Origin of the sequence: Streptomyces sp. NPDC006691 (assembly GCF_042869955.1) — a bacterium.
GTDB lineage: Bacteria > Actinomycetota > Actinomycetes > Streptomycetales > Streptomycetaceae > Streptomyces.
This window is the reverse complement of the sequence record NZ_JBIAGW010000030.1, coordinates 38,150-55,912: the sequence shown is the minus strand read 5'-3', so window position 1 is coordinate 55,912 and position 17,763 is coordinate 38,150. Positions and strand designations below refer to the sequence as shown.

General features: G+C 72.3%; 15 protein-coding genes and 1 pseudogene. 9 read left to right on the top strand and 7 right to left on the bottom strand.

Annotated features, from left to right (window positions below; translation table 11 throughout):
• The first annotated feature begins 230 nt into the window (after positions 1-230).
• Complete coding sequence (locus tag ACFYNP_RS35885; RefSeq protein WP_388420435.1) at positions 231-1,352, top strand: hypothetical protein; 1,122 nt, start codon at positions 231-233, stop codon at positions 1,350-1,352.
• Between the two features lie 165 nt (positions 1,353-1,517).
• Positions 1,518-2,618, top strand: coding sequence for a phosphotransferase family protein (locus ACFYNP_RS35880; protein ID WP_388791410.1), 1,101 nt, complete (start codon positions 1,518-1,520; stop codon positions 2,616-2,618).
• Between the two features lie 88 nt (positions 2,619-2,706).
• Here the strand turns inward: ACFYNP_RS35880 and ACFYNP_RS35875 are convergent, their stop codons facing one another.
• A complete protein-coding gene (locus ACFYNP_RS35875; RefSeq protein WP_388420433.1) occupies positions 2,707-3,129 on the bottom strand; it encodes a hypothetical protein in 423 nt (140 codons plus the stop codon).
• Between the two features lie 204 nt (positions 3,130-3,333).
• On the opposite strand from ACFYNP_RS35875, the gene ACFYNP_RS35870 reads away from it, so the two are divergent.
• The 4 genes from ACFYNP_RS35870 to fxsA all read left to right on the top strand — a co-directional run bounded on the left by ACFYNP_RS35870 (position 3,334) and on the right by fxsA (position 7,742).
• A complete protein-coding gene (locus ACFYNP_RS35870; protein WP_053724457.1) occupies positions 3,334-3,774 on the top strand; it encodes an Lrp/AsnC family transcriptional regulator in 441 nt (146 codons plus the stop codon).
• A 10-nt stretch (positions 3,775-3,784) separates the two neighbouring features.
• On the top strand, positions 3,785-5,443 hold the full coding sequence (locus ACFYNP_RS35865) for an amidohydrolase (protein WP_388791408.1): 1,659 nt from the start codon (positions 3,785-3,787) through the stop codon (positions 5,441-5,443).
• A gap of 574 nt (positions 5,444-6,017) precedes the next feature.
• Positions 6,018-6,782: a polyprenol monophosphomannose synthase gene (locus tag ACFYNP_RS35860; protein WP_388420431.1), complete on the top strand. Its 765-nt coding sequence runs from the start codon at positions 6,018-6,020 to the stop codon at positions 6,780-6,782.
• A 378-nt stretch (positions 6,783-7,160) separates the two neighbouring features.
• On the top strand, positions 7,161-7,742 hold the full coding sequence (gene fxsA, locus ACFYNP_RS35855) for an FxsA family membrane protein (protein WP_388791406.1): 582 nt from the start codon (positions 7,161-7,163) through the stop codon (positions 7,740-7,742).
• A 381-nt stretch (positions 7,743-8,123) separates the two neighbouring features.
• Here the strand turns inward: fxsA and ACFYNP_RS35850 are convergent, their stop codons facing one another.
• The 4 genes and pseudogenes from ACFYNP_RS35850 to ACFYNP_RS35835 form a co-directional block, all read right to left on the bottom strand.
• Positions 8,124-8,498 (bottom strand): RNA polymerase-binding protein RbpA, encoded by a 375-nt coding sequence (locus ACFYNP_RS35850; RefSeq protein ID WP_053724453.1) that lies wholly within the window; start codon positions 8,496-8,498, stop codon positions 8,124-8,126.
• Between the two features lie 254 nt (positions 8,499-8,752).
• Entirely contained in the window at positions 8,753-10,135 is a 1,383-nt protein-coding gene (locus ACFYNP_RS35845; protein WP_388791404.1) for an MFS transporter, read from the bottom strand.
• Positions 10,136-10,189: 54 nt separating this feature from the next.
• Complete coding sequence (locus ACFYNP_RS35840; RefSeq protein ID WP_388791402.1) at positions 10,190-10,954, bottom strand: glycerophosphodiester phosphodiesterase; 765 nt, start codon at positions 10,952-10,954, stop codon at positions 10,190-10,192.
• 230 nt (positions 10,955-11,184) lie between these two features.
• Positions 11,185-11,775 (bottom strand): annotated as a pseudogene (locus tag ACFYNP_RS35835) (YitT family protein); the annotation flags it as partial.
• 101 nt (positions 11,776-11,876) lie between these two features.
• On the opposite strand from ACFYNP_RS35835, the gene ACFYNP_RS35830 reads away from it, so the two are divergent.
• Positions 11,877-13,379 carry a PLP-dependent aminotransferase family protein gene (locus ACFYNP_RS35830; protein ID WP_388420426.1) on the top strand — a complete coding sequence of 501 codons (1,503 nt, stop codon included), beginning with the start codon at positions 11,877-11,879 and terminating at the stop codon, positions 13,377-13,379.
• Between the two features lie 126 nt (positions 13,380-13,505).
• On the opposite strand, the gene ACFYNP_RS35825 is transcribed toward ACFYNP_RS35830, so the two are convergent.
• Together ACFYNP_RS35825 and ACFYNP_RS35820 are read right to left on the bottom strand one after the other, a co-directional pair.
• Positions 13,506-15,116, bottom strand: a complete 1,611-nt coding sequence (locus ACFYNP_RS35825) for an ATP-binding protein (protein ID WP_388791400.1) — start codon at positions 15,114-15,116, stop codon at positions 13,506-13,508.
• A gap of 73 nt (positions 15,117-15,189) precedes the next feature.
• On the bottom strand, positions 15,190-15,384 hold the full coding sequence (locus tag ACFYNP_RS35820) for a hypothetical protein (protein WP_100577357.1): 195 nt from the start codon (positions 15,382-15,384) through the stop codon (positions 15,190-15,192).
• A 296-nt stretch (positions 15,385-15,680) separates the two neighbouring features.
• On the opposite strand from ACFYNP_RS35820, the gene ACFYNP_RS35815 reads away from it, so the two are divergent.
• Together ACFYNP_RS35815 and ACFYNP_RS35810 are read left to right on the top strand one after the other, a co-directional pair.
• Complete coding sequence (locus tag ACFYNP_RS35815) at positions 15,681-16,073, top strand: ankyrin repeat domain-containing protein (protein WP_388420424.1); 393 nt, start codon at positions 15,681-15,683, stop codon at positions 16,071-16,073.
• 267 nt (positions 16,074-16,340) lie between these two features.
• Positions 16,341-17,759, top strand: coding sequence for a HEAT repeat domain-containing protein (locus ACFYNP_RS35810; protein ID WP_388791398.1), 1,419 nt, complete (start codon positions 16,341-16,343; stop codon positions 17,757-17,759).
• Positions 17,760-17,763: the final 4 nt, after the last annotated feature.

Sequence of the window (17,763 nt, the reverse complement as noted above, 5' to 3'; positions counted from 1 at the left end):
GGGCGGAGCCCCGAACCGGGGGTGCAGGGGGCGCAGCCCCCTGCGGGGGTCCGAGGGGCGCAGCCCCTCAGGGGGTCTGGGGCGCAGCCCCAGGGGCCGGAACCAACCAACCCCGGGTCACGGGAGGGCGGGTGGGCGAACCCCTGGGGGCAAGGCCCGCCGCCCAGGGTATGGCGGGAGCCCAGGAGCTGACGTACCGTCAGGTGGCCCCGGACGCATGGAGGTTGCCGATGCCCCAGAACCGCCCCGCCCCACTCGACGAGTACCCCATCCACCAGGCCCCCCTCTCGATGCGCCACGTCGCGACGGGCGACCGCAACGCCTACGACCGCTGCATCTTCCACGTCTTCGACCACCAGGGCCGAGCCCTGCTGATCGCGGGCCTCGGGGTCTACCCGAACACGGGGGTGATCGACGCCTACGCCACCCTCCGCGTAGGCGACCGACTGCACGCCGTCCGCGCCTCCGACGCCCTCACCGACGACCGTATGAACCTGGCCGTCGGCCCCCTACGGATCACCGTTGACGTCCCGCTGAGCCGCCTCTCGCTCCACTGCGCTCCCGATCCGCGCGACCCGAGTTCGCTCTCGTACGACATCGTCTGGAACGCGGACTTCCCCGCGCTGTGGGAACCCCATCACGTGCAGCGCAGCGGCGGCCGGCTGACGCTTGAGGGGCGGCGGTTCGTGCAGGCGGGCCACTGCACCGGGGTCATCCGGGTGGGCGGCGAGGAGATACCCGTCACGGCGGGGGAGTGGACCGGGACGCGTGACCGCAGTTGGGGTGTGCGGCCGATCCCCGGCGAGGAGGCCGGGCGCGGCGCCGAGTACCGGCCCGAGGGCTTCCACTGGCTGTGGGTGCCGGCCCGGTTCGACGACCGGTTCGTCATGGTCATCGCCCAGGAGGACGCCGACGGCTACCGCACGCTCAACGAGGCCGCGCTGGTGCGCGACGGGCAGCCCGACGCCCAACTCGGCTGGCCCCAGGCCGACATCACGTATCGCTCCGGCACCCGGCACCCCGAACGTGCTGTCATCCACCTCACCGACCAGTCCCGCAAACCCCTCGAACTCGGCGTGGAGATCCTCGCCTCCTCGCCGCTCGCGGTCGGCGCCGGATACCCGCCCGCCGACGGCTGGCAGCACGGCACCTGGCAGGGCCGCGACTGGATCGACCGGCAGGTCTACGACCTGTCCGACCCGGCCGCCCACCCCATGGCCGCCTACGGCGTCACCGACCACGCGGCCCGCTTCACCCTGGACGGGCGGACCGGTTACGGGATCTTCGAGCACGGCAGCTTCGGCCGCCACGACCCCAGCGGCTTCACGGACTACTCCTCCGTCGCCCCCTGACCCAGCCGCCCACTCGCTGTTCGCCGCTCGCGCTGCGTCCGTCGCCGCTCGCCCGTCGCCCGTCGCCCGTCGCTGGTCGCCCGTCGCTGGTCGCTGGTCGCTGGTCGCGGGTCGCTAGTCGCTCGTGGTTCGTCGTCCGTCGTTCGCCGTGAAAGGAGCACCGCCTTGGCCACCGCGCCGCGCCCCCGCACCTCCACCCGCGACCCCGAGGACGTCGGCCGTCGCCTCACCGCCTGGCTGGACGTCCGACTACCCGGCGCCCGGGTCACCGACATCCGGGTGCCGTCCTCCAACGGCATGTCCAGCGAGACCCTGCTCTTCGACATCGAGCACCCCGACACCCCCGTCCGCGCCTGCGCGCTGCGGCTCGCCGCGGACCCGGCCGCGTACACCGTCTTCCCGGTGTACGACATGGCCCGCCAGCACCGCGTGATGAGCCTGGTCGCCGAGCACACCGACGTCCCCGTGCCGCGCGTGCGCTGGCTGGAGGAGGACCCGGCGCCGCTCGGTGCGCCGTTCTTCGTGATGGACCGGGCCGAGGGGCGCGTACCGCCGGACGTCATGCCCTATACGTACGAGGGCAATTGGCTGCACGCGGCGACCGACGCCGAGCGGGCCCGCCTCCAGGAGGGCACCCTGTCCGTACTGGCCCGCCTGCACGACCAAGTCCCGCCCCGTGAGGCCGAGTTCCTGTTGCCGGCGAAGTTCCCGCAGGGCTCCGCGCTCAAGCGGCATGTGGCGGCCCAACGGGACTACTACGCATGGGTGGTTGACGGGGTGCCGCGTTCACCCCTCATCGAGGCGGCCTTCGACTGGCTCGACGCGCACTGGCCCGAGGACGAGGGCCCCGCCGTCCTCAACTGGGGCGACGCCCGCATCGGGAACATCGTCTACGACGGCTTCGAGCCGGCCGCCGTCCTCGACTGGGAGATGGCCGCCTGCGGCCCGCGCGAACTGGACCTCGGCTGGACCGTCTATCTGCACCGCTTCTTCCAGGACCTCACGGTGGGTTTCGGCCAGCCCGGCCTGCCGGACTTCCTGCGGCGCGCGGACATCGAGCGGCGGTACGCCGAACTCACCGGACACACCCCGCGCGACATGGAGTTCCACACCCTGTACGCGGCGCTGCGGCACGCCGTGGTCATGCTGCGGATCGCCTACCGGCAGGTGCACTTCGGTGAGGTCGAACCGCCGCTGGATCCGGACGCGTTGATCCTGCACCGGGCCACGCTGGAGGCCATGGTGCTTGGCACGTACTGGAGTTGAGGAAGGGCGGTGCGCGGTGCGTACCGGGACCCGGAGGTGACGGCCGGACGCCCCCCGGTGGCGTCCGGCCGTCACAGCGGGCGCGCGGTCAGGCGGCGCGGCGCATCTGCGGCACGCGCAACGGGCGCGAGCCCGGGCCGCCGACGTGCGAGAACGGCTGGGTGCGCCAGTCGAGCCCCTGAGGGAGCGTCAACAGCAGTGCGGTGTCCTGCTCCTGGACCTCAAGCGTCTCGTCGGCCGCCTTCGCCGCCGCGGCGGGGCGCCCGGTCCCGGCACACACCGTGAGCACGAACGGATTCCAGGGGCTCGGGCACAGCGCGTGCTCCGGCAGCTCCTCCTCGTCGGCGAGCAGCGCGATCGGCTGGGCGCAGTCCGGGCAGATGACCCGGTACATCTCGAAGGTGTCGTACGCGTCGAACGAGTCCTCGTCCTCGACGAGGCCGGCGATATCGACAGGCTCCAATTCGCCACGTTCGCGTTCCGTACGTCCGGTTCGCTTGGGATTCTGCATTGGGACACTCCCCCTCGGGTGGGCCGGCATTTGCGCCGCGGCCGCGACCAAAGCAAGCACTTCCCGCCAAGCCGTGGCGATAACCACCGGCCCCCCGTCCGGCCGTCCGCGAACCTGTGGCGTTCGTCACATGCCGCCCGCAGGTGCCCTTTCGGACGTCTCCCGACTGTGCCGGAGGGCACCCGGGGCCATAGGTTGATCGTCATGGAGGAGCTGGACCGTCAGATTGTGGATCTGCTCGTCAAGGACGGGCGGATGAGCTACACCGACCTGGGCAAGGCCACCGGCCTGTCCACCTCGGCGGTGCACCAGCGCGTACGGCGGCTGGAGCAGCGCGGGGTCATCCGCGGATACGCGGCCGTCGTGGACCCCGAGGCGGTGGGCCTGCCGCTGACCGCGTTCATCTCGGTCAAGCCCTTCGACCCCAGCGCCCCCGACGACATCGCGGAGCGCCTCGCCGGCGTGCCGGAGCTGGAGGCCTGCCACAGCGTGGCCGGGGACGAGAACTACATCCTCAAGGTACGGGTCGCCACCCCGCTGGAGCTGGAGCACCTGCTCACCCGCATTCGCACCCTGGCCGGCGTCTCGACCCGGACGACGGTGGTCCTGTCGACCCCGTACGAGGCGCGGCCGCCGCATATCTAGGCTGTCCTCCATGAGTTCCGCGAGTTCCACGACCGAAGACCCCACCGAAGAGTCCGGCGGGCGCACCGTCCTGCTGCGCGGCGGTGACGTGCACAGCCCCGCCGACCCCTTCGCCACCGCGATGGTCGTCGAACGCGGCCACGTCGCCTGGGTCGGCTCGGAGGGCGCCGCGGACGCCTTCGCCAGTGGCGTCGACGAGGTCGTCGACCTCGAAGGCGCCCTCGTCACCCCCGCGTTCACCGACGCACATGTGCACACCACCGCCACCGGCCTCGCCCTGACCGGCCTCGACCTGTCCTCGGCCCGCACCCTGGCCGAGGCCCTCGACGCCGTGCGCGCCCACGCCGCCGCCCGCCCCGACGACAAGGTGCTGCTCGGCAACGGCTGGGATTCGGCGCGCTGGCCCGAGCGGCGCCACCCCTCGCGGGCCGAGCTCGACGCGGCCACCGGCGGACGCCCGCTGTATCTGCCGCGCATCGACGTGCACTCCGCCGTCGTCACCACCGGCCTGCTCGACCTGGTCCCGGGCGTCCGTGACCTGGCCGGATACCGGGACGGCGAGCCGCTGACGGGCGCCGCCCACCATGCGGTGCGGGCCGCGGCCCACGGTGCGATCACCCCGCGCCAGCGCACCGAGGCCCAGCGCGCGGCGCTGGGGCGGGCCGCCTCGCTCGGCATCGGCAGCGTGCACGAGTGCGGCGGCCCCGACATCTCCGACGAGGACGACTTCACCTCCCTGCTCGCGCTCGCCCGCGACAACGCCGGCCCCCGGGTCTTCGGCTACTGGGCCGAGCGCGTCGCCGGGGCCAAGGACGTGGATCGCATCCGCGAACTCGGCGCGGTCGGTGCGGCCGGTGACCTCTTCGTGGACGGCTCCCTCGGCTCCCACACCGCCTGCCTGCACGCCCCGTACGCGGACGCCCCGCACTCCGGAGCCCGTCACCTGGACGCCGCCGAGGTCGCCGCCCATGTGGCCGCCTGCACCGAGGCCGGCATCCAGGCCGGGTTCCATGCGATCGGGGACGCCGCCCTCGGCGCGGTCGTCGAGGGCGTACGGGCCGCCGCGGAGCAGGTCGGCCTCGCCCGGATCCGGGGCGCCCGGCACCGCGTCGAGCACGCCGAGATGCTCACGCCCGAGTCGATCGCCGCCTTCGCCGAGCTCGGGCTCACCGCTTCCGTACAGCCCGCCTTCGACGCGCTGTGGGGCGGCGAGGACGGCATGTACGCCGAGCGTCTCGGCGTCGAGCGGGCCCGCACCCTCAACCCGTACGCGGCCCTGCTGCGGGCCGGCGTGCCGCTCGCCTTCGGCTCCGACGCCCCGGTGACCCCGCTGGGCCCCTGGGCGGCCATGCGCGCGGCCGCCTTCCACCACACGCCCGAGCACCGCGTCTCCGCCCGTGCCGCCTTCACCGCTCACACCCGGGGCGGCTGGCGCGCGCTCGGCCGGGACGACGCGGGGACGCTGGTGCCGGGCGCCCCGGCCGACTACGCGGTCTGGCGCGCCGAGGACCTGGTGGTGCAGGCCCCGGACGACCGGGTGGCCCGCTGGTCCACCGACCCGCGCTCGGGCACCCCGGGCCTGCCGGACCTCACTCCGGGCGCGGCCCTGCCGGTCTGTCTGCGCACCGTGGTGTTCGGACAAACGGTATTCGCGCGTCCGAACGAGTGACATAGGGACATTTCGTACCGCCGACGGGTGGCTGTCACGGCATCGCCACGACCTGCGGATCTTCGGGACTGACCTGGGGATTTGAAAAAACGTCGCAGCTCAATCGGCTGTTGACAGAACGCGGCAACGGGCCGGTAGGTTCGGCCGAGTCCACCACAGGACTGTCCGACCGGTTGATCCTCCACGCAGTCGTCGAACGCCGCTGGGTCATGGGGTGGTGTGCCGCACCGGCGCACCACCACTGGCAGCCAGGTTCAGCGCCCGCGCCTCGGGGGCGAGGGAAGGTTTCAGCCGTGAGGGCGTCCCCCCTGCCCGCCGAGGGCCCGGGGAAGGTGCGACCCGGGTGGGGCCCGGATGCTCAGTAGACAACGGCTTTCGGTCGACCCGCAGCCAGCGGGTCCCAGGTCGGCCCGAAGGGCGCCGGGCCCCCGTACCGACACGTTCATGACATCCGGCATTCCGGCGGATCCCCGCCGCCATCCGGGCGCATCCGACACCACACACCCTCGCGGTACGGCCTGATCACGACCGCTCGCTATGGTGGACCCCTGCGTACGGACAATAAGGGGCAGCAGTGAACGACGGCGGTCAGAGGCGGTACGGCCCGCTGGGCAAGGCCTTGGTGATCATTCCGACCTACAACGAGGCGGAGAACATCAAGCCCATCGTCGCCCGGGTCAGGGCGGCGGTCCCCGAGGCCCACGTCCTCGTCGCCGACGACAACAGCCCCGACGGCACGGGCAAGTTCGCGGACGAGATCGCGGCCGAGGACGACCAGGTGCACGTGCTGCACCGCAAGGGCAAGGAAGGCCTCGGCGCCGCCTATCTGGCGGGTTTCCGCTGGGGCATCGAGCACGACTACGGCGTCCTCGTCGAGATGGACGCCGACGGCTCCCACCAGCCCGAGGAACTGCCCCGGCTGCTCACCGCGCTCAAGGGTGCCGACCTGGTGCTCGGCTCCCGCTGGGTGCCCGGCGGCCGGATCGTGAACTGGCCCAAGTACCGCGAGTACATCTCGCGCGGCGGCTCCACGTACTCCCGGCTGCTCCTCGGCGTCCCGATCCGGGATGTCACCGGCGGCTTCCGGGCCTTCCGCCGCGAGACCCTCGAAGGCCTCGGCCTCGACGAGGTCGCCTCGGCCGGCTACTGCTTCCAGGTGGACCTCGCCCGCCGGGCGGTCGCCGAGGGCTTCCACGTGGTGGAGGTGCCCATCACGTTCGTCGAGCGCGAACGCGGCGACTCCAAGATGAGCAACGACATCCTGGTCGAGGCGCTCTGGCGGGTCACCGCCTGGGGCGTCGAGTCCCGCGCCAACAAGCTGCTGGGCCGCAAGCGGTAGCCCGGAAGGGGCCGGGGCGTCTCGGCCGGGCGGACGGACGGGCGGACGAGCGGCCGGGCGGACGAGCGGCCGGGCGGACGAGCGGCCGGGCGGACGGACGGGCGGACGAGCGGGCGGGCGGACGGGTGCCGGGGGTACCCACGTGGCCGGTGGTCGGTTCGCCGAGGTGGCGCGGGGCAGCCATGTAAGCGGCGTGCCCACGTGACCGGGGTGCCCACGTGACCGCGGTGCCCACGTGGTCGGGTCGTTCACGTGGGCGGGTCGTCCATGGGGCCGGACTGTTCAGGGGCGGATCGTTCACGGGGCCTGGGTCCCTGACCAGGGCGTACTGATCTCTTCCTTACGTCGTCCCGATCGGCTCCCAGGCACACTGGGAGCATGACGACCGGCACTCCGCCTCCGACCGCGCCCAAGCGCTCGCGCGCACGCACCTTCGTACCCCTGGGGATCGCCGCCTGGCTTGTCCTGGAGATCTGGCTGCTCACCGTGGTGGCCTCGGCCACCAGCGGGCTCCTGGTGGTGCTGCTGCTCATCGGCGGCCTGCTGCTCGGCAGCTACGTCATCAAGCGGGCCGGCCGCCGCGCCTTCCGCAACCTCACCGAGGCGTTCAAGGAGCAGCAGTCCGGCGCGGCCCCCACGGCCGCGAAGGGCGGGGGCGAGGGCAACGCCCTGACGATGCTCGGCGGCCTGCTCCTCATCATCCCCGGCTTCGTCTCGGACGCGCTGGGGCTGCTCTGCCTGCTCCCGCCGGTGCGGAAGTACGTCACCCGCTTCGCCCAGCGCTCGCTGGACAAGCGGATGCGGGCCGCGGGCGGCGGCCCCCTCGGGGACGCCTTCCAGCAGGCCCGCATCCACTATCCCGACGGCAAGGTCGTGCCGGGCGAGGTCATCAGGGAGGACGGGTCCTCCGCATACCCGCCGGGCGAGGACCGCGGCCCGCGTCCGCCGCTGGTCTCCTGACCTCGGTTCCATCGCCTCGGGTCCTGACCGCTGGTCTCCTGACGTCGGGTCTTTGACCTCGGGCCCTGACGTCGGGTTCTTGGCCTCGGGGTCCCTGACGTCGGGTCGGCGGCCCCTGACCGTCGGCCTCCGGCTCCCTCCCTGTCCGTGCCTTCCGTGCGCGGGACCGCGCGGCGCACCACGGGCCTGGGTCATATCCCATCCGACTCCGACTCCCGACCCCCGACCCAGGGCCCTCATCCGAGCAGCGGCAGGGCAGGAGCAGGAGCAGGAACAGGAGCAGGGCGAACGCGCGCGGCCCACGCAAAAGCTGAGGGTCGGTCACACCAGATGGTGTGACCGACCCTCAGCTGTTGTGCGCTGTATCGCCGAACTGCGCGATCAGGCGGACTTGCGGCTGTCGCGCGGATGCACGGCAATGTTCATGGTGCCGGAACGAAGGACCTCCAGCCTTTCGGCCAGAACCTCCTCCAGCTCCTCGCGGGTGCGCCGCTCCATGAGCATGTCCCAATGCGTACGCGCGGGCTTGCCCTTCTTCTCTTCAGGGCCGTCGCCGTCCACCAGGAGTGCGGGGGCCCCGCAGACCTTGCACTCCCACTCCGGCGGAATCTCCGCCTCCACCGAGAAGGGCATCTCAAAGCGATGTCCCTTCTCGCATGCGTACTCCACGGCCTGGCGCGGGGCCAGATCGATGCCGCGGTCGGTCTCGTAGCTCGTCACCACGAGGCGCGTGCCGCGAAGAGCTCGCTCACTCATGAATCGTGCCTCCCGGGCTTGTCGCCCACAGGACAGGTGTCACTGTCGTCGTCATCCGGTCAACGTCCGGTCGGCGGTAAAGATTCCCGTTCTGGGTCATGCGTCGCCGTCGTGCCGCCCCTTGTTGTACCCACCAGTGACCGGTTTGTCACATCTGACAGCAGATGTCACCCAGCGTCTTCTCTACTTGAGCACGCAGTAACGGTCCGCCTGGCAGGCCAAAGGCGTACACTACCGGCCTTTCACTTCAACGTCTAAATCCGCGCCGGAACGGGATTCCCCGCGGCGGCCACGGCGGCCCGCACCGGCACCCGGGCGAGCAGTACGAATCCCACCGCGAAGAAGACCACCAGCGAGATGATGGCATCCCGGTAGCTCCCGGTCAGCTGATACGCGAGACCGAACACCAATGGCCCCAGCCAGCTCAGGCCGCGGTCGCTCATCTCGTAGGCCGAGAAGTACTCGGCCTCCTTGCCGCTCGGCACCATGTGTGAGAAAAGCGACCTCGAAAGCGCCTGGCTGCCGCCGAGCACCGTGCCGATCGCGCCGGCGAGCACGAAGAACAGCACCGGCTGACGGGCCGGCAGGAAGAAGCCGACCCCGAGGATCACCGCCCAGACGGCGAGCGAGCCGAGGATCGTCCGCTTCGCCCCGTACGTCCGCGCGAGCCGCCCCATTCCGAGCGCCCCGGCCACCGCGAGGACCTGCACGAGCAGCACGGCCACGATGAGCGTGTCCTGATCCAGGCCGAGTTCCTCGGAGCCGTAGATCGAGGCCTGCGAGATGACCGTCTGCACACCGTCGTTGTAGATGAGGTACGCGAGCAGGAACGCGAGGGTGAGCGGACGGGCCCGCATGTCCCGCAGCGTCGAGATCAGTTGCCGCCAGCCCGCGCCGACCCGCCCGTCGCCCGCGCCGGCCCGGCCCGCGGCCGTCGCGACCTTGCGGTCGCGCAGCCTCCGCAGCGGCACCAGCGTGAACGCGCCCCACCAGACTCCGGCCGAGGCCAGGCAGATCCGTACCGCGGTCGACTCGGACAGGCCGAAGCCGTCGTGCCCCGAGTACAGGATCAGGTTGAGGACGAGGACGCCGGCGCCCGAGGTGTAGCCGAACGCCCAGCCCCGCGACGAGACCTGGTCACGCTCCTCGGGCCCCGCGATCTGCGGCAGATAGGCGTTGTAGAGGACCATCGACACGGACAGGGACGCGTTGGCGACGATCAGCAGCACCGCCCCGAGCAGATAGCGGTGACCGTCGAGGAAGAACATCCCGGCCGTGGCCGCGGCACCCGTATAGGCGGCGGCCGCCAGGAGCGGCTTCTTGCGGCCGGTGCGGTCGGCGGCGGCGCCCACGATCGGCATCAGGATCACCGCGAAGATCACCGAGGCGGAGACCGCGTACGCGAAGAGGGAGCCCGCGCGCACCGGAATGCCCAGCGGATGCACGAACCCGTCGACATCGGCCGCCGACTTGGCGATCGAGGTCAGATAGGGGCCGAGGAACACCGTGAGCACGCTCGTCGAATACACCGAGCAGGCGAAGTCGTAGAAGTACCAGCCGTGTTGCTCGCGCTTGCGGTCGGCCGCACCGGCCGGCCGCTCCGGCCGGTCCAGCGTGTCCGTGGTCTCAGTGCTCAACCCGCGCCCCTCGCTCGTGCCCGTACGCGAAGCGGTGGCTGCCGGGGGGTCGGGTCAGTGCCAGACGCCCCGGTCGGTCAGTACCGTGCGCAGTGTCTCCAGATGATCGGTCATGATGCCATCCACGCCAAGGTCGAGCAGCGCCCTCATGCGCTCGGGGTCGTTGATCGTCCAGACGTGGACCTGGAGGCCGAGCGCGTGCGCGGTCCGCACGAAGCGCCGGTCCACGACCGGGACGCCGTACTGGCTCTCGGGGACCTGTGCGCTGACGGCGCCGGGCCGCAGCGGCACCGGGATCCCGTACGAGCGCAGTCGCAGCGCGGCGACGCCCCGCACTCCGTAGGAGGTGGCCAGGCGCGGGCCCGCGAGCCGGTGCGCCCTGGCGACCCTGGCCTCCGAGAACGAGCCGACGCAGACCCGGTCCCAGGCGTTGGTACGACGGATCAGGTCGACCAGCGGGGCGAGCGCGGACTCGGTCTTGAGGTCCACGTTCCAGCGGGCCTCGGGGAAGGACCCCAGGAGTTCCTCGAACAGCGGCAGCGGCTCGCGGCCGGCCACCCGGGCCCGCTTCACCTCGTCCCAGCTCAGCTCGGCGATCCTGCCCCGGGCGTCGGTGACCCGGTCGAGCGTCGCGTCGTGGAAGGCGACCAGGCGGCCGTCGGCCGTGGTGTGCACATCGGTCTCGAAGTACCGGTAACCGGCCTCGGCCGCACGCTCGAAGGCGGCCGCCGTGTTCTCGATGCCGTCGGCCGCCCCGCCGCGGTGGGCGAACGGGATCGGCGAGGGATGGTCCAGATAGGGGTGGCGTACGCGAGTCACCGGGGAAGTATCGCGTGCTCCGGTGACGCAGGTGCGACGGCGGGGTTGCCCGCGGGTGCGGGTGCGGGTGCGGGTGCGGGTGCGGGTGCGGGTGCAGAGGTCGAGGTCGAGGCGTAGGCGGTTGCAGAGGTCGAGGTCGAGGTCGAGGCGTAGGCGCTTGCAGGGGCAGTGGGAGGGCTCGGGTTTTGGGCCGGGGCCGGGGCCGGGGCCGGGGCCGGGGCCGACGCCGGAGTCGGTTCGGGGATCGCGAAGACGCGGAGGAAGAACTGGGCGAGCGGTCCGATCGCCAGGGCGTACAGGACCGTGCCGATGCCGAGTGAGCCGCCGAGCAGGAAGCCGGTCGCCACCACGACGACCTCAAGTGACGTGCGCACGAGCCGAATTGAACGTCCTGTCACCCGGTGAAGGCCGGTCATCAGTCCGTCGCGCGGGCCCGGGCCGAAGCGGGCCGAGATGTAGAGGCCGGTCGCCACCCCGTTGCAGACGATCGCGGCGGCCGTCAGCGGAACCTGGCCGAGCAGCCCGTGCACATCGGGAACGACGGCAAGGGTGGCGTCCATGAAGACGCCGATCGCGAAGACGTTGGAGACCGTGCCGAGGCCCGGCCGCTGCCGCAGCGGGATCCACAGCAGCAGGACCGCCGCCCCGACGATGATGGACACGACGCCGATCGAGAGACCGGTGTGCTTGGCGAGTCCCTGGTGCAGCACCCCCCAGGGTTCGAGGCCGAGCCCGGCGCGGACGAGCAGCCCCGAGCTGACGCCGTACAGCGCCAGGCCGACATAGAGCTGGACCACCCTCCGGGTGAGGTGCGTGGACAAGGTGGGCCCCCTGTGTGGTGGTAGTGGACTGACCCGTGCCACTCTGAGGCGGCACAATGGACTGCAACCATGGCCAATTCCGGGAAGGTGGACTGACTTCGATGGCTCAGTGGACCTCGGCGATCGGGCCCGCCCAACTCGCCCGTCAGCTCAAGGCACAGCAGCCCCGCCCGATCGGTACGGGCCTGCGCAAGCCGCCCGCCTACCGGGCGCTCGCCGACGGGATCCGGCTGCTCGTCCTGGAGGGCCGGGTGCCGGCCGCCGCCCGGCTGCCCGCCGAGCGCGAGCTGGCCGTGGCCCTGTCGGTGAGCCGCACCACGGTCGCCGCCGCCTACGAGGCGCTGCGCGGCGAGGGCTTCCTCGAATCGCGGCGCGGCGCGGGCAGCTGGACCGCCGTGCCCGCCGGGCATCCGCTGCCCGGCCGGGGGCTCGAACCGCTTCCCCCCGAGTCGCTCGGCTCGATGATCGACCTCGGCTGCGCCGCGCTGCCCGCGCCCGAGCCCTGGCTGACCCGGGGCGTCCAGGGCGCGCTCGAAGAGCTTCCGCCGTACGCCCACACCCACGGCGACTACCCGGCGGGGCTGCCCGCCCTGCGTCAGATGCTCGCCGACCGCTACACCGCGCGCGGCATCCCGACGATGCCCGAGCAGATCATGGTGACGACGGGCGCGATGGGGGCGATGGACGCCATCTGCCATCTGTTCGCCGGACGCGGCGAACGCATCGCCGTCGAGTCGCCCTCCTACGCCAACATCCTCCAGCTCATGCGCGAGGCGGGCGCCCGTCTGGTGCCGATCGCCATGGCCGAGGGCCTGGCCGGCTGGGACCTGCCTCGCTGGCGCCAGGTGCTGAGGGACGCCGCGCCCCGGCTCGCCTATGTCGTGGCGGACTTCCACAACCCCACCGGTGCGCTCGCCGACGAGGATCAGCGACGTCAGCTGGTGGACGCGGCCCGCTCGGCCGGAACGGTTCTCGTCGTGGACGAGACCATGAGTGAGCTGTGGCTCGACGAGGACCTCGCCATGCCGCGCCCCGTCTGTGCCTTCGACCCCGCCGGAGCCACGGTGCTCACGGTCGGTTCGGCGAGCAAGGCGTTCTGGGCGGGCATGCGCATCGGCTGGGTACGGGCCGCGCCCGACATCATCCGCTCGCTGGTCGCCGCCCGCGCGTATGCGGATCTCGGGACTCCGGTCCTGGAGCAGCTCGCCGTCAACTGGCTTATGGGGACCGGGGGTTGGGAGCAGGCGGTCGAACTGCGCAGGACCCAGGCCCGCGAGAACCGGGACGCCCTGGTGGCGGCGGTGCGCCGGGAACTTCCCGGCTGGGAGTTCGACGTGCCGCGCGGCGGCCTCACGCTGTGGGTGCGCACCGGAGGCCTGTCGGGCTCCCGCATCGCCGAGGTCGGCGAGCGCGTCGGGGTGCGGGTGCCCTCGGGGCCGCGCTTCGGCGTGGACGGGGCGTTCGAGGGCTATGTGCGGCTGCCGTTCACGGTGGGCGGCCCGGTCGCGGAGGAGGCCGCGGTGCGTCTCGCGGCGGCGGCCCGCCTGGTGGAGACGGGCGGCGGTTCGGGGAGCGCGGAGCCGCCGCGCACGTTCGTGGCCTAGACGGAGCAACTCCGTACGCAAGGGGCCCAAGGGGCCCAAGGGGCTCAAGTGGGCGGGGGGCGGGTGTTCCAGCCCTCGGGGTGTTCCAGCGCTCGGCGGCCACCGGCTCCTCCGGGCGGGGGCCCGTCATCCCTCGGCGGGGACCGCCTCCACGGGTGTCGCCTCCACGGGTGTCGCGTCCGCGGGCGCGGTCTGGACGGTCGCGGCCTCCACCGGCGTCGCGTCCACCGGACCCTCCCGCTCCGGAAGGAGGCCCAGGACCGCCTGGCGGTGGGCCTCGGTCGTGGCGTCGTCGTACGGGTCCGGCGTGGCGGGGACCTGGAGGCGGAGCACCGGGCCGGTGCCAAGGCGCGCGTAGCCGCGGCCGGGCGGGACCTCGGGGGTGGGTGTGGTGTGCGGCGGGACGCCCAGGACCGACTCGACCTGGCCGGGCGAGGCCGGGCCGAGGACCACCCTGGCCCGGGTGTGTGAGCGTACGGGCTCGGACAGGTCGTCCAGGGTCTCGAACTGTTCGGCCACCACCACCGTCACCCCGGCGGCCCGGCCGTGCCGCAGCGGGACCTGGAGCAGGTGCTGCGGGTCGGGGCGGCCGTCGGCCGCGGCCAGGTCGGCGAACACGCTGGGGCGGTCGAGCAGGATCCACAGCGGGCGCTTGGTGTCCTCGGGCGCGGGGTGGCCCGCCTGGCGGGCCCGGTTCGCCGAGATCAGCCGGCGCTCGGTCTCGTGCGAGGCCCACTCCAGGGTGGCGAGGGCTCCCGCCAGACCGCACTCGACGGCGAGCACGCCCGAGCGGCCGGTCAGGCAGGCGTACTCCCCGGTGCCGCTGCCTTCGACGATCAGCAGATCGCCGTGCTGGAGGGCCTGGAGCGCGATCGAGCGGAGCAGCGTCGTGGTGCCCGAACCGGGGCGGCCGACGATCAGGAGATGGGGCTCGGTGGAGCGGGGGCCGGTGCGCCAGATCACCGGAGGGGCATCGCGGCTCTCCTCTCCCGCGGTCACCGGAACCGTCCGCCGCACGGCGTCCGCGTCGGTGAAGCCCAGGACGGTCTCGCCCGGCGAGGTCACGAAGCGCTGGGCCGCGATCGAGGTGGGCAGCGCGCCCAGGACGCTCATCGTCAGCTGGTTGGCCTCCTCGTCCCAGGCGAAGTGGTACTCGCGGCCGCGCCCCGACTTGGCGTGCAGAAGCTGTTCGATGCGGGCCCGCGCCGCGGGCTCGCCGTCGGTGAAGTACGCGGGGTAGCGAATGGTGAGTCGGGTGAGGCGGCCGCTGTCGTCGAAGGCGTGGTCGCCGAAGGCCTTGTCCCACTCGCCGCCGTGGGAGAAGAGCGGGCTCGGGTCCTCGGGGACGGAGAAGTAGGGCACCAGTGCCTCGTAGAGCGCCTGGAGGCGGGCGGCTTCGGCCTCGTCCGGGCCCGTTGAGACGACCGGTTTCACCCGGCCCTTCCAGCCGGCCGCGCCCATCACCGTGATCAGGGCGAGGAGCGGCCCGTACGGGATGAGCGCGACGACCAGGACCACGGCCGCCGTCAGGAACAGCGCGGGACCACGCCGTTCCTTGGGGGTGGCGGCCCATTTGCCGCGCAGGGCGGCGGCGATCAGCCGCAGGCCGCGGCTGATCGTGATGAGCGGATGGAGAACGTCGGTGGCGCTGTCGGCGGCCGTGCGCGCGATCTCGCGGCTGCGAACGATGGATGCGCTGCTGCTGCTCAGAATGCGGGGGAGTGGTCGCCGGGCCACATCGTTCTCCTGGAGTTGTGTCCGCAAGGGGATCCGCCGTGATGTCCGCCGTGGGACGGCGGACGGCGGGAGGTCAGAACTTGATCCCGCCCAGCAGGCTGGCGAGGCTCGCGCCTCCGGCGGTGATGCTCGGGGCGATGGCGGTGCCCGCGAGGTAGAAGCCGAAGAGCGCGCACACCAGGGCGTGCGAGGCCTTGAGTCCGTCTTTCTTGAAGAAGAGGAAGCAGATGATTCCGAGCAGCACCACACCTGAGATGGACAGGATCATTGGGGATCTCCTGGTTGATGGGGACGGTCACCATGAGTTCTTCCAGGCTCACAGGAAGTATCTATGCGATAAAAGGTGCAAACGGGTGAAACTCCGCCATTTTCACTGGAGTGGCGGATATGAAAAGCAGCCCGGAGCGGGACACTGTGCGGCCGTCGGCCGGTCAAACCGTCACGCGCGGTGATCTTTGCCGCCGGTGGGCCACGTCATGTCGCCCGGTGCGCAGTACCCTGTCGATTCACTCGTACGGCGCTGTCGCCGTGCGGGTTTGTTCCGTTGCCCCTAAGGAGTTGTCGATGAGCGAGGAACTCGATCCCGAGGTGGTCGAGCTGGCGTCCAAGATCTTCGAGCTGGCCCGCCAGGGGGACGCCGAGGCGCTCGCCGCGTACGTCGACGCAGGGGTCCCCGCGAACCTCACCAATGACCGCGGCGACTCGCTCGTGATGCTCGCCGCCTACCACGGGCACGCCGAGGCGGTCTCCGCCCTGCTGGCCCGCGGCGCCGAGGCGGACCGCGCCAACGACCGCGGCCAGACCCCGCTCGCCGGAGCGGTCTTCAAGGGCGAGGACGCCGTGATCAAGGCTCTGCTGGCCGGCGGAGCCGATCCTTCCGCCGGGACGCCCTCCGCGGTCGACACCGCCCGGATGTTCGGCAAGGCGGACCTGCTCGCCCTGTTCGGGGCCAACTGAGCGTCCACCAAGCGTTTACGGGGGATCCATCGAAGAGCCCGCGGAGAGGGGCGCCGTAAATGTGGTCGCAATGGCGAAATGGCTGGGTCATCATGACGTCGAACCCCTACATCGGGGGCAGGGTTCCGTCATCCGGAACCACGACGAGAGGCAGGAAGATGGTCTACACCAAGCAGAAGACGGCGGGCGACCCCTCATGTTGCTGCGCGGCCTAGGGCAAGGCACGAATCCCCGGTTGCGTCGACAGCTTGATGTGAGGCTAATTCCATGTTCGATCCAGTCATAGCGCCGAGCGGCACGCTGCTCGGCCTGCTCCAGCGGGGCCGCGGCGACGGCACGCTGCACGCGCTGGCCGCCCCGCGCGACGAGGCCCTGGCGGCCCTCAACCACTGTGTACTGAGTGACCCCCGCCACGACTGGCAGGTCGAGAACCGCTCGCTGTACTACGCGCGGCTCTTCCTGGACCTCGACGGCGGGCTCGATCAGATCGAGCGCCACCTCTTCGGAGCCGAGGACGTCCTCGACACCGAGGACTCCAGGACCGGGCTCGCCCTCGCCGTCCTCGGCCACCTCGCCTCGTACGGCAGGAGCGACGCCCTAGCGCTGCTCCGCCGCTACGCCGCGACCGGCTCCAACTGGGCCTGGGCCCTGGACGAGCTCGCGCTGCGCGACGACGACGCGGGCCTGCGCGGCCTCGCCACCTCCGTGCTCGGCCGCTTCCCGGCCACCACCGAGGGTGACGCCGAGCTGGCCGCCACCGTGCGCGACGCCTTCGAGCCCCGGCCCTGGCGGCTGTGGGCCGAGGACCCGCGCGACGAGGTGGGCAAGCGGGTGCGGGCAGCCCGGGAGACCGGCTCCTTCGACCGATGGCAGCGCCAGATGCGACCGTCGGGGCCCCGCCCCGGCTGGAGCGTCCAGGCGGTCTTCGACTGGGCCGACGAGGGTCTCGAACGCGGCGCGGTCCTGCACCTTCCCGCGGCCAGGTGCCTCGGCGCGGTCGCCGGGCCCGAGGACCGGGACGCCATCATCGAGGCGGCCCGCTCCGGCACCGACGGAGCCCGCGGCGCCGCCCTGCACTACCTCGCCGAATCGTGCGACGCCCGCGTGCTCGACCTGATCGAAGCGGCCGTCTCCACCGGCTCGCGGACCGCGGCCGAAGCGGCCGTGCACGCCTTCGAGCGGATGTGCGGCCCCGAGGCCGTGGACCGGGCCCGCGGCTGGGTCCAGCGCCCCGACCAGCTCGGCGCCTCCGCCGCCAGCGTGCTCGCCGCACGCGGCGAGGCGGGCGACGAGAAGCTGGTGCTCGGCGCGCTCCGCGAGACCGTGCGCTCCGAAGGCCCCGACGCCCCGCTCCTGCGGGCCCTCGTCGACGGGGCCGGACGGCTCGGCATCTGCTGCGCCGCCCCCGTCCTGCGGCACGTCTACCGCGAGACCGCCTCCTCCCAACTGCGCGGCCGCACCGCCCGTGCGCTCGCCGCGACCGACCCCTCCTTCGCCACCGGCTTCGCCGTCGAATGCCTGTGGGACTGCGAGGAGACCACCAGAGAAGTAGCCGCCCAGTACGCGGAGCTCGTGGACGCCCGGGTGGCCGACCGGCTGCGCAGGCTCGCCGCCGACCCGGCCGAGGAGGCCGAGGTGCAGAGCGCCATCCACGACCGGCTCGGCCCGGACGCCACGGCCGTGTGATCCA

Bases quoted from the DNA above. Each gene is read 5' to 3' on its own strand.
- ACFYNP_RS35865 (WP_388791408.1), top strand. From the start codon at position 3,785: ATGAGTTCCGCGAGTTCCACGACCGAAGACCCCACCGAAGAGTCCGGC.
- fxsA (WP_388791406.1), top strand. From the start codon at position 7,161: ATGACGACCGGCACTCCGCCTCCGACCGCGCCCAAGCGCTCGCGCGCA.
- ACFYNP_RS35810 (WP_388791398.1), top strand. From the start codon at position 16,341: ATGTTCGATCCAGTCATAGCGCCGAGCGGCACGCTGCTCGGCCTGCTC.
- ACFYNP_RS35870 (WP_053724457.1), top strand. From the start codon at position 3,334: ATGGAGGAGCTGGACCGTCAGATTGTGGATCTGCTCGTCAAGGACGGG.
- ACFYNP_RS35875 (WP_388420433.1), bottom strand. From the start codon at position 3,129: ATGCAGAATCCCAAGCGAACCGGACGTACGGAACGCGAACGTGGCGAA.
- ACFYNP_RS35850 (WP_053724453.1), bottom strand. From the start codon at position 8,498: ATGAGTGAGCGAGCTCTTCGCGGCACGCGCCTCGTGGTGACGAGCTAC.
- ACFYNP_RS35830 (WP_388420426.1), top strand. From the start codon at position 11,877: ATGGCTCAGTGGACCTCGGCGATCGGGCCCGCCCAACTCGCCCGTCAG.
- ACFYNP_RS35820 (WP_100577357.1), bottom strand. From the start codon at position 15,384: ATGATCCTGTCCATCTCAGGTGTGGTGCTGCTCGGAATCATCTGCTTC.
- ACFYNP_RS35885 (WP_388420435.1), top strand. From the start codon at position 231: ATGCCCCAGAACCGCCCCGCCCCACTCGACGAGTACCCCATCCACCAG.
- ACFYNP_RS35815 (WP_388420424.1), top strand. From the start codon at position 15,681: ATGAGCGAGGAACTCGATCCCGAGGTGGTCGAGCTGGCGTCCAAGATC.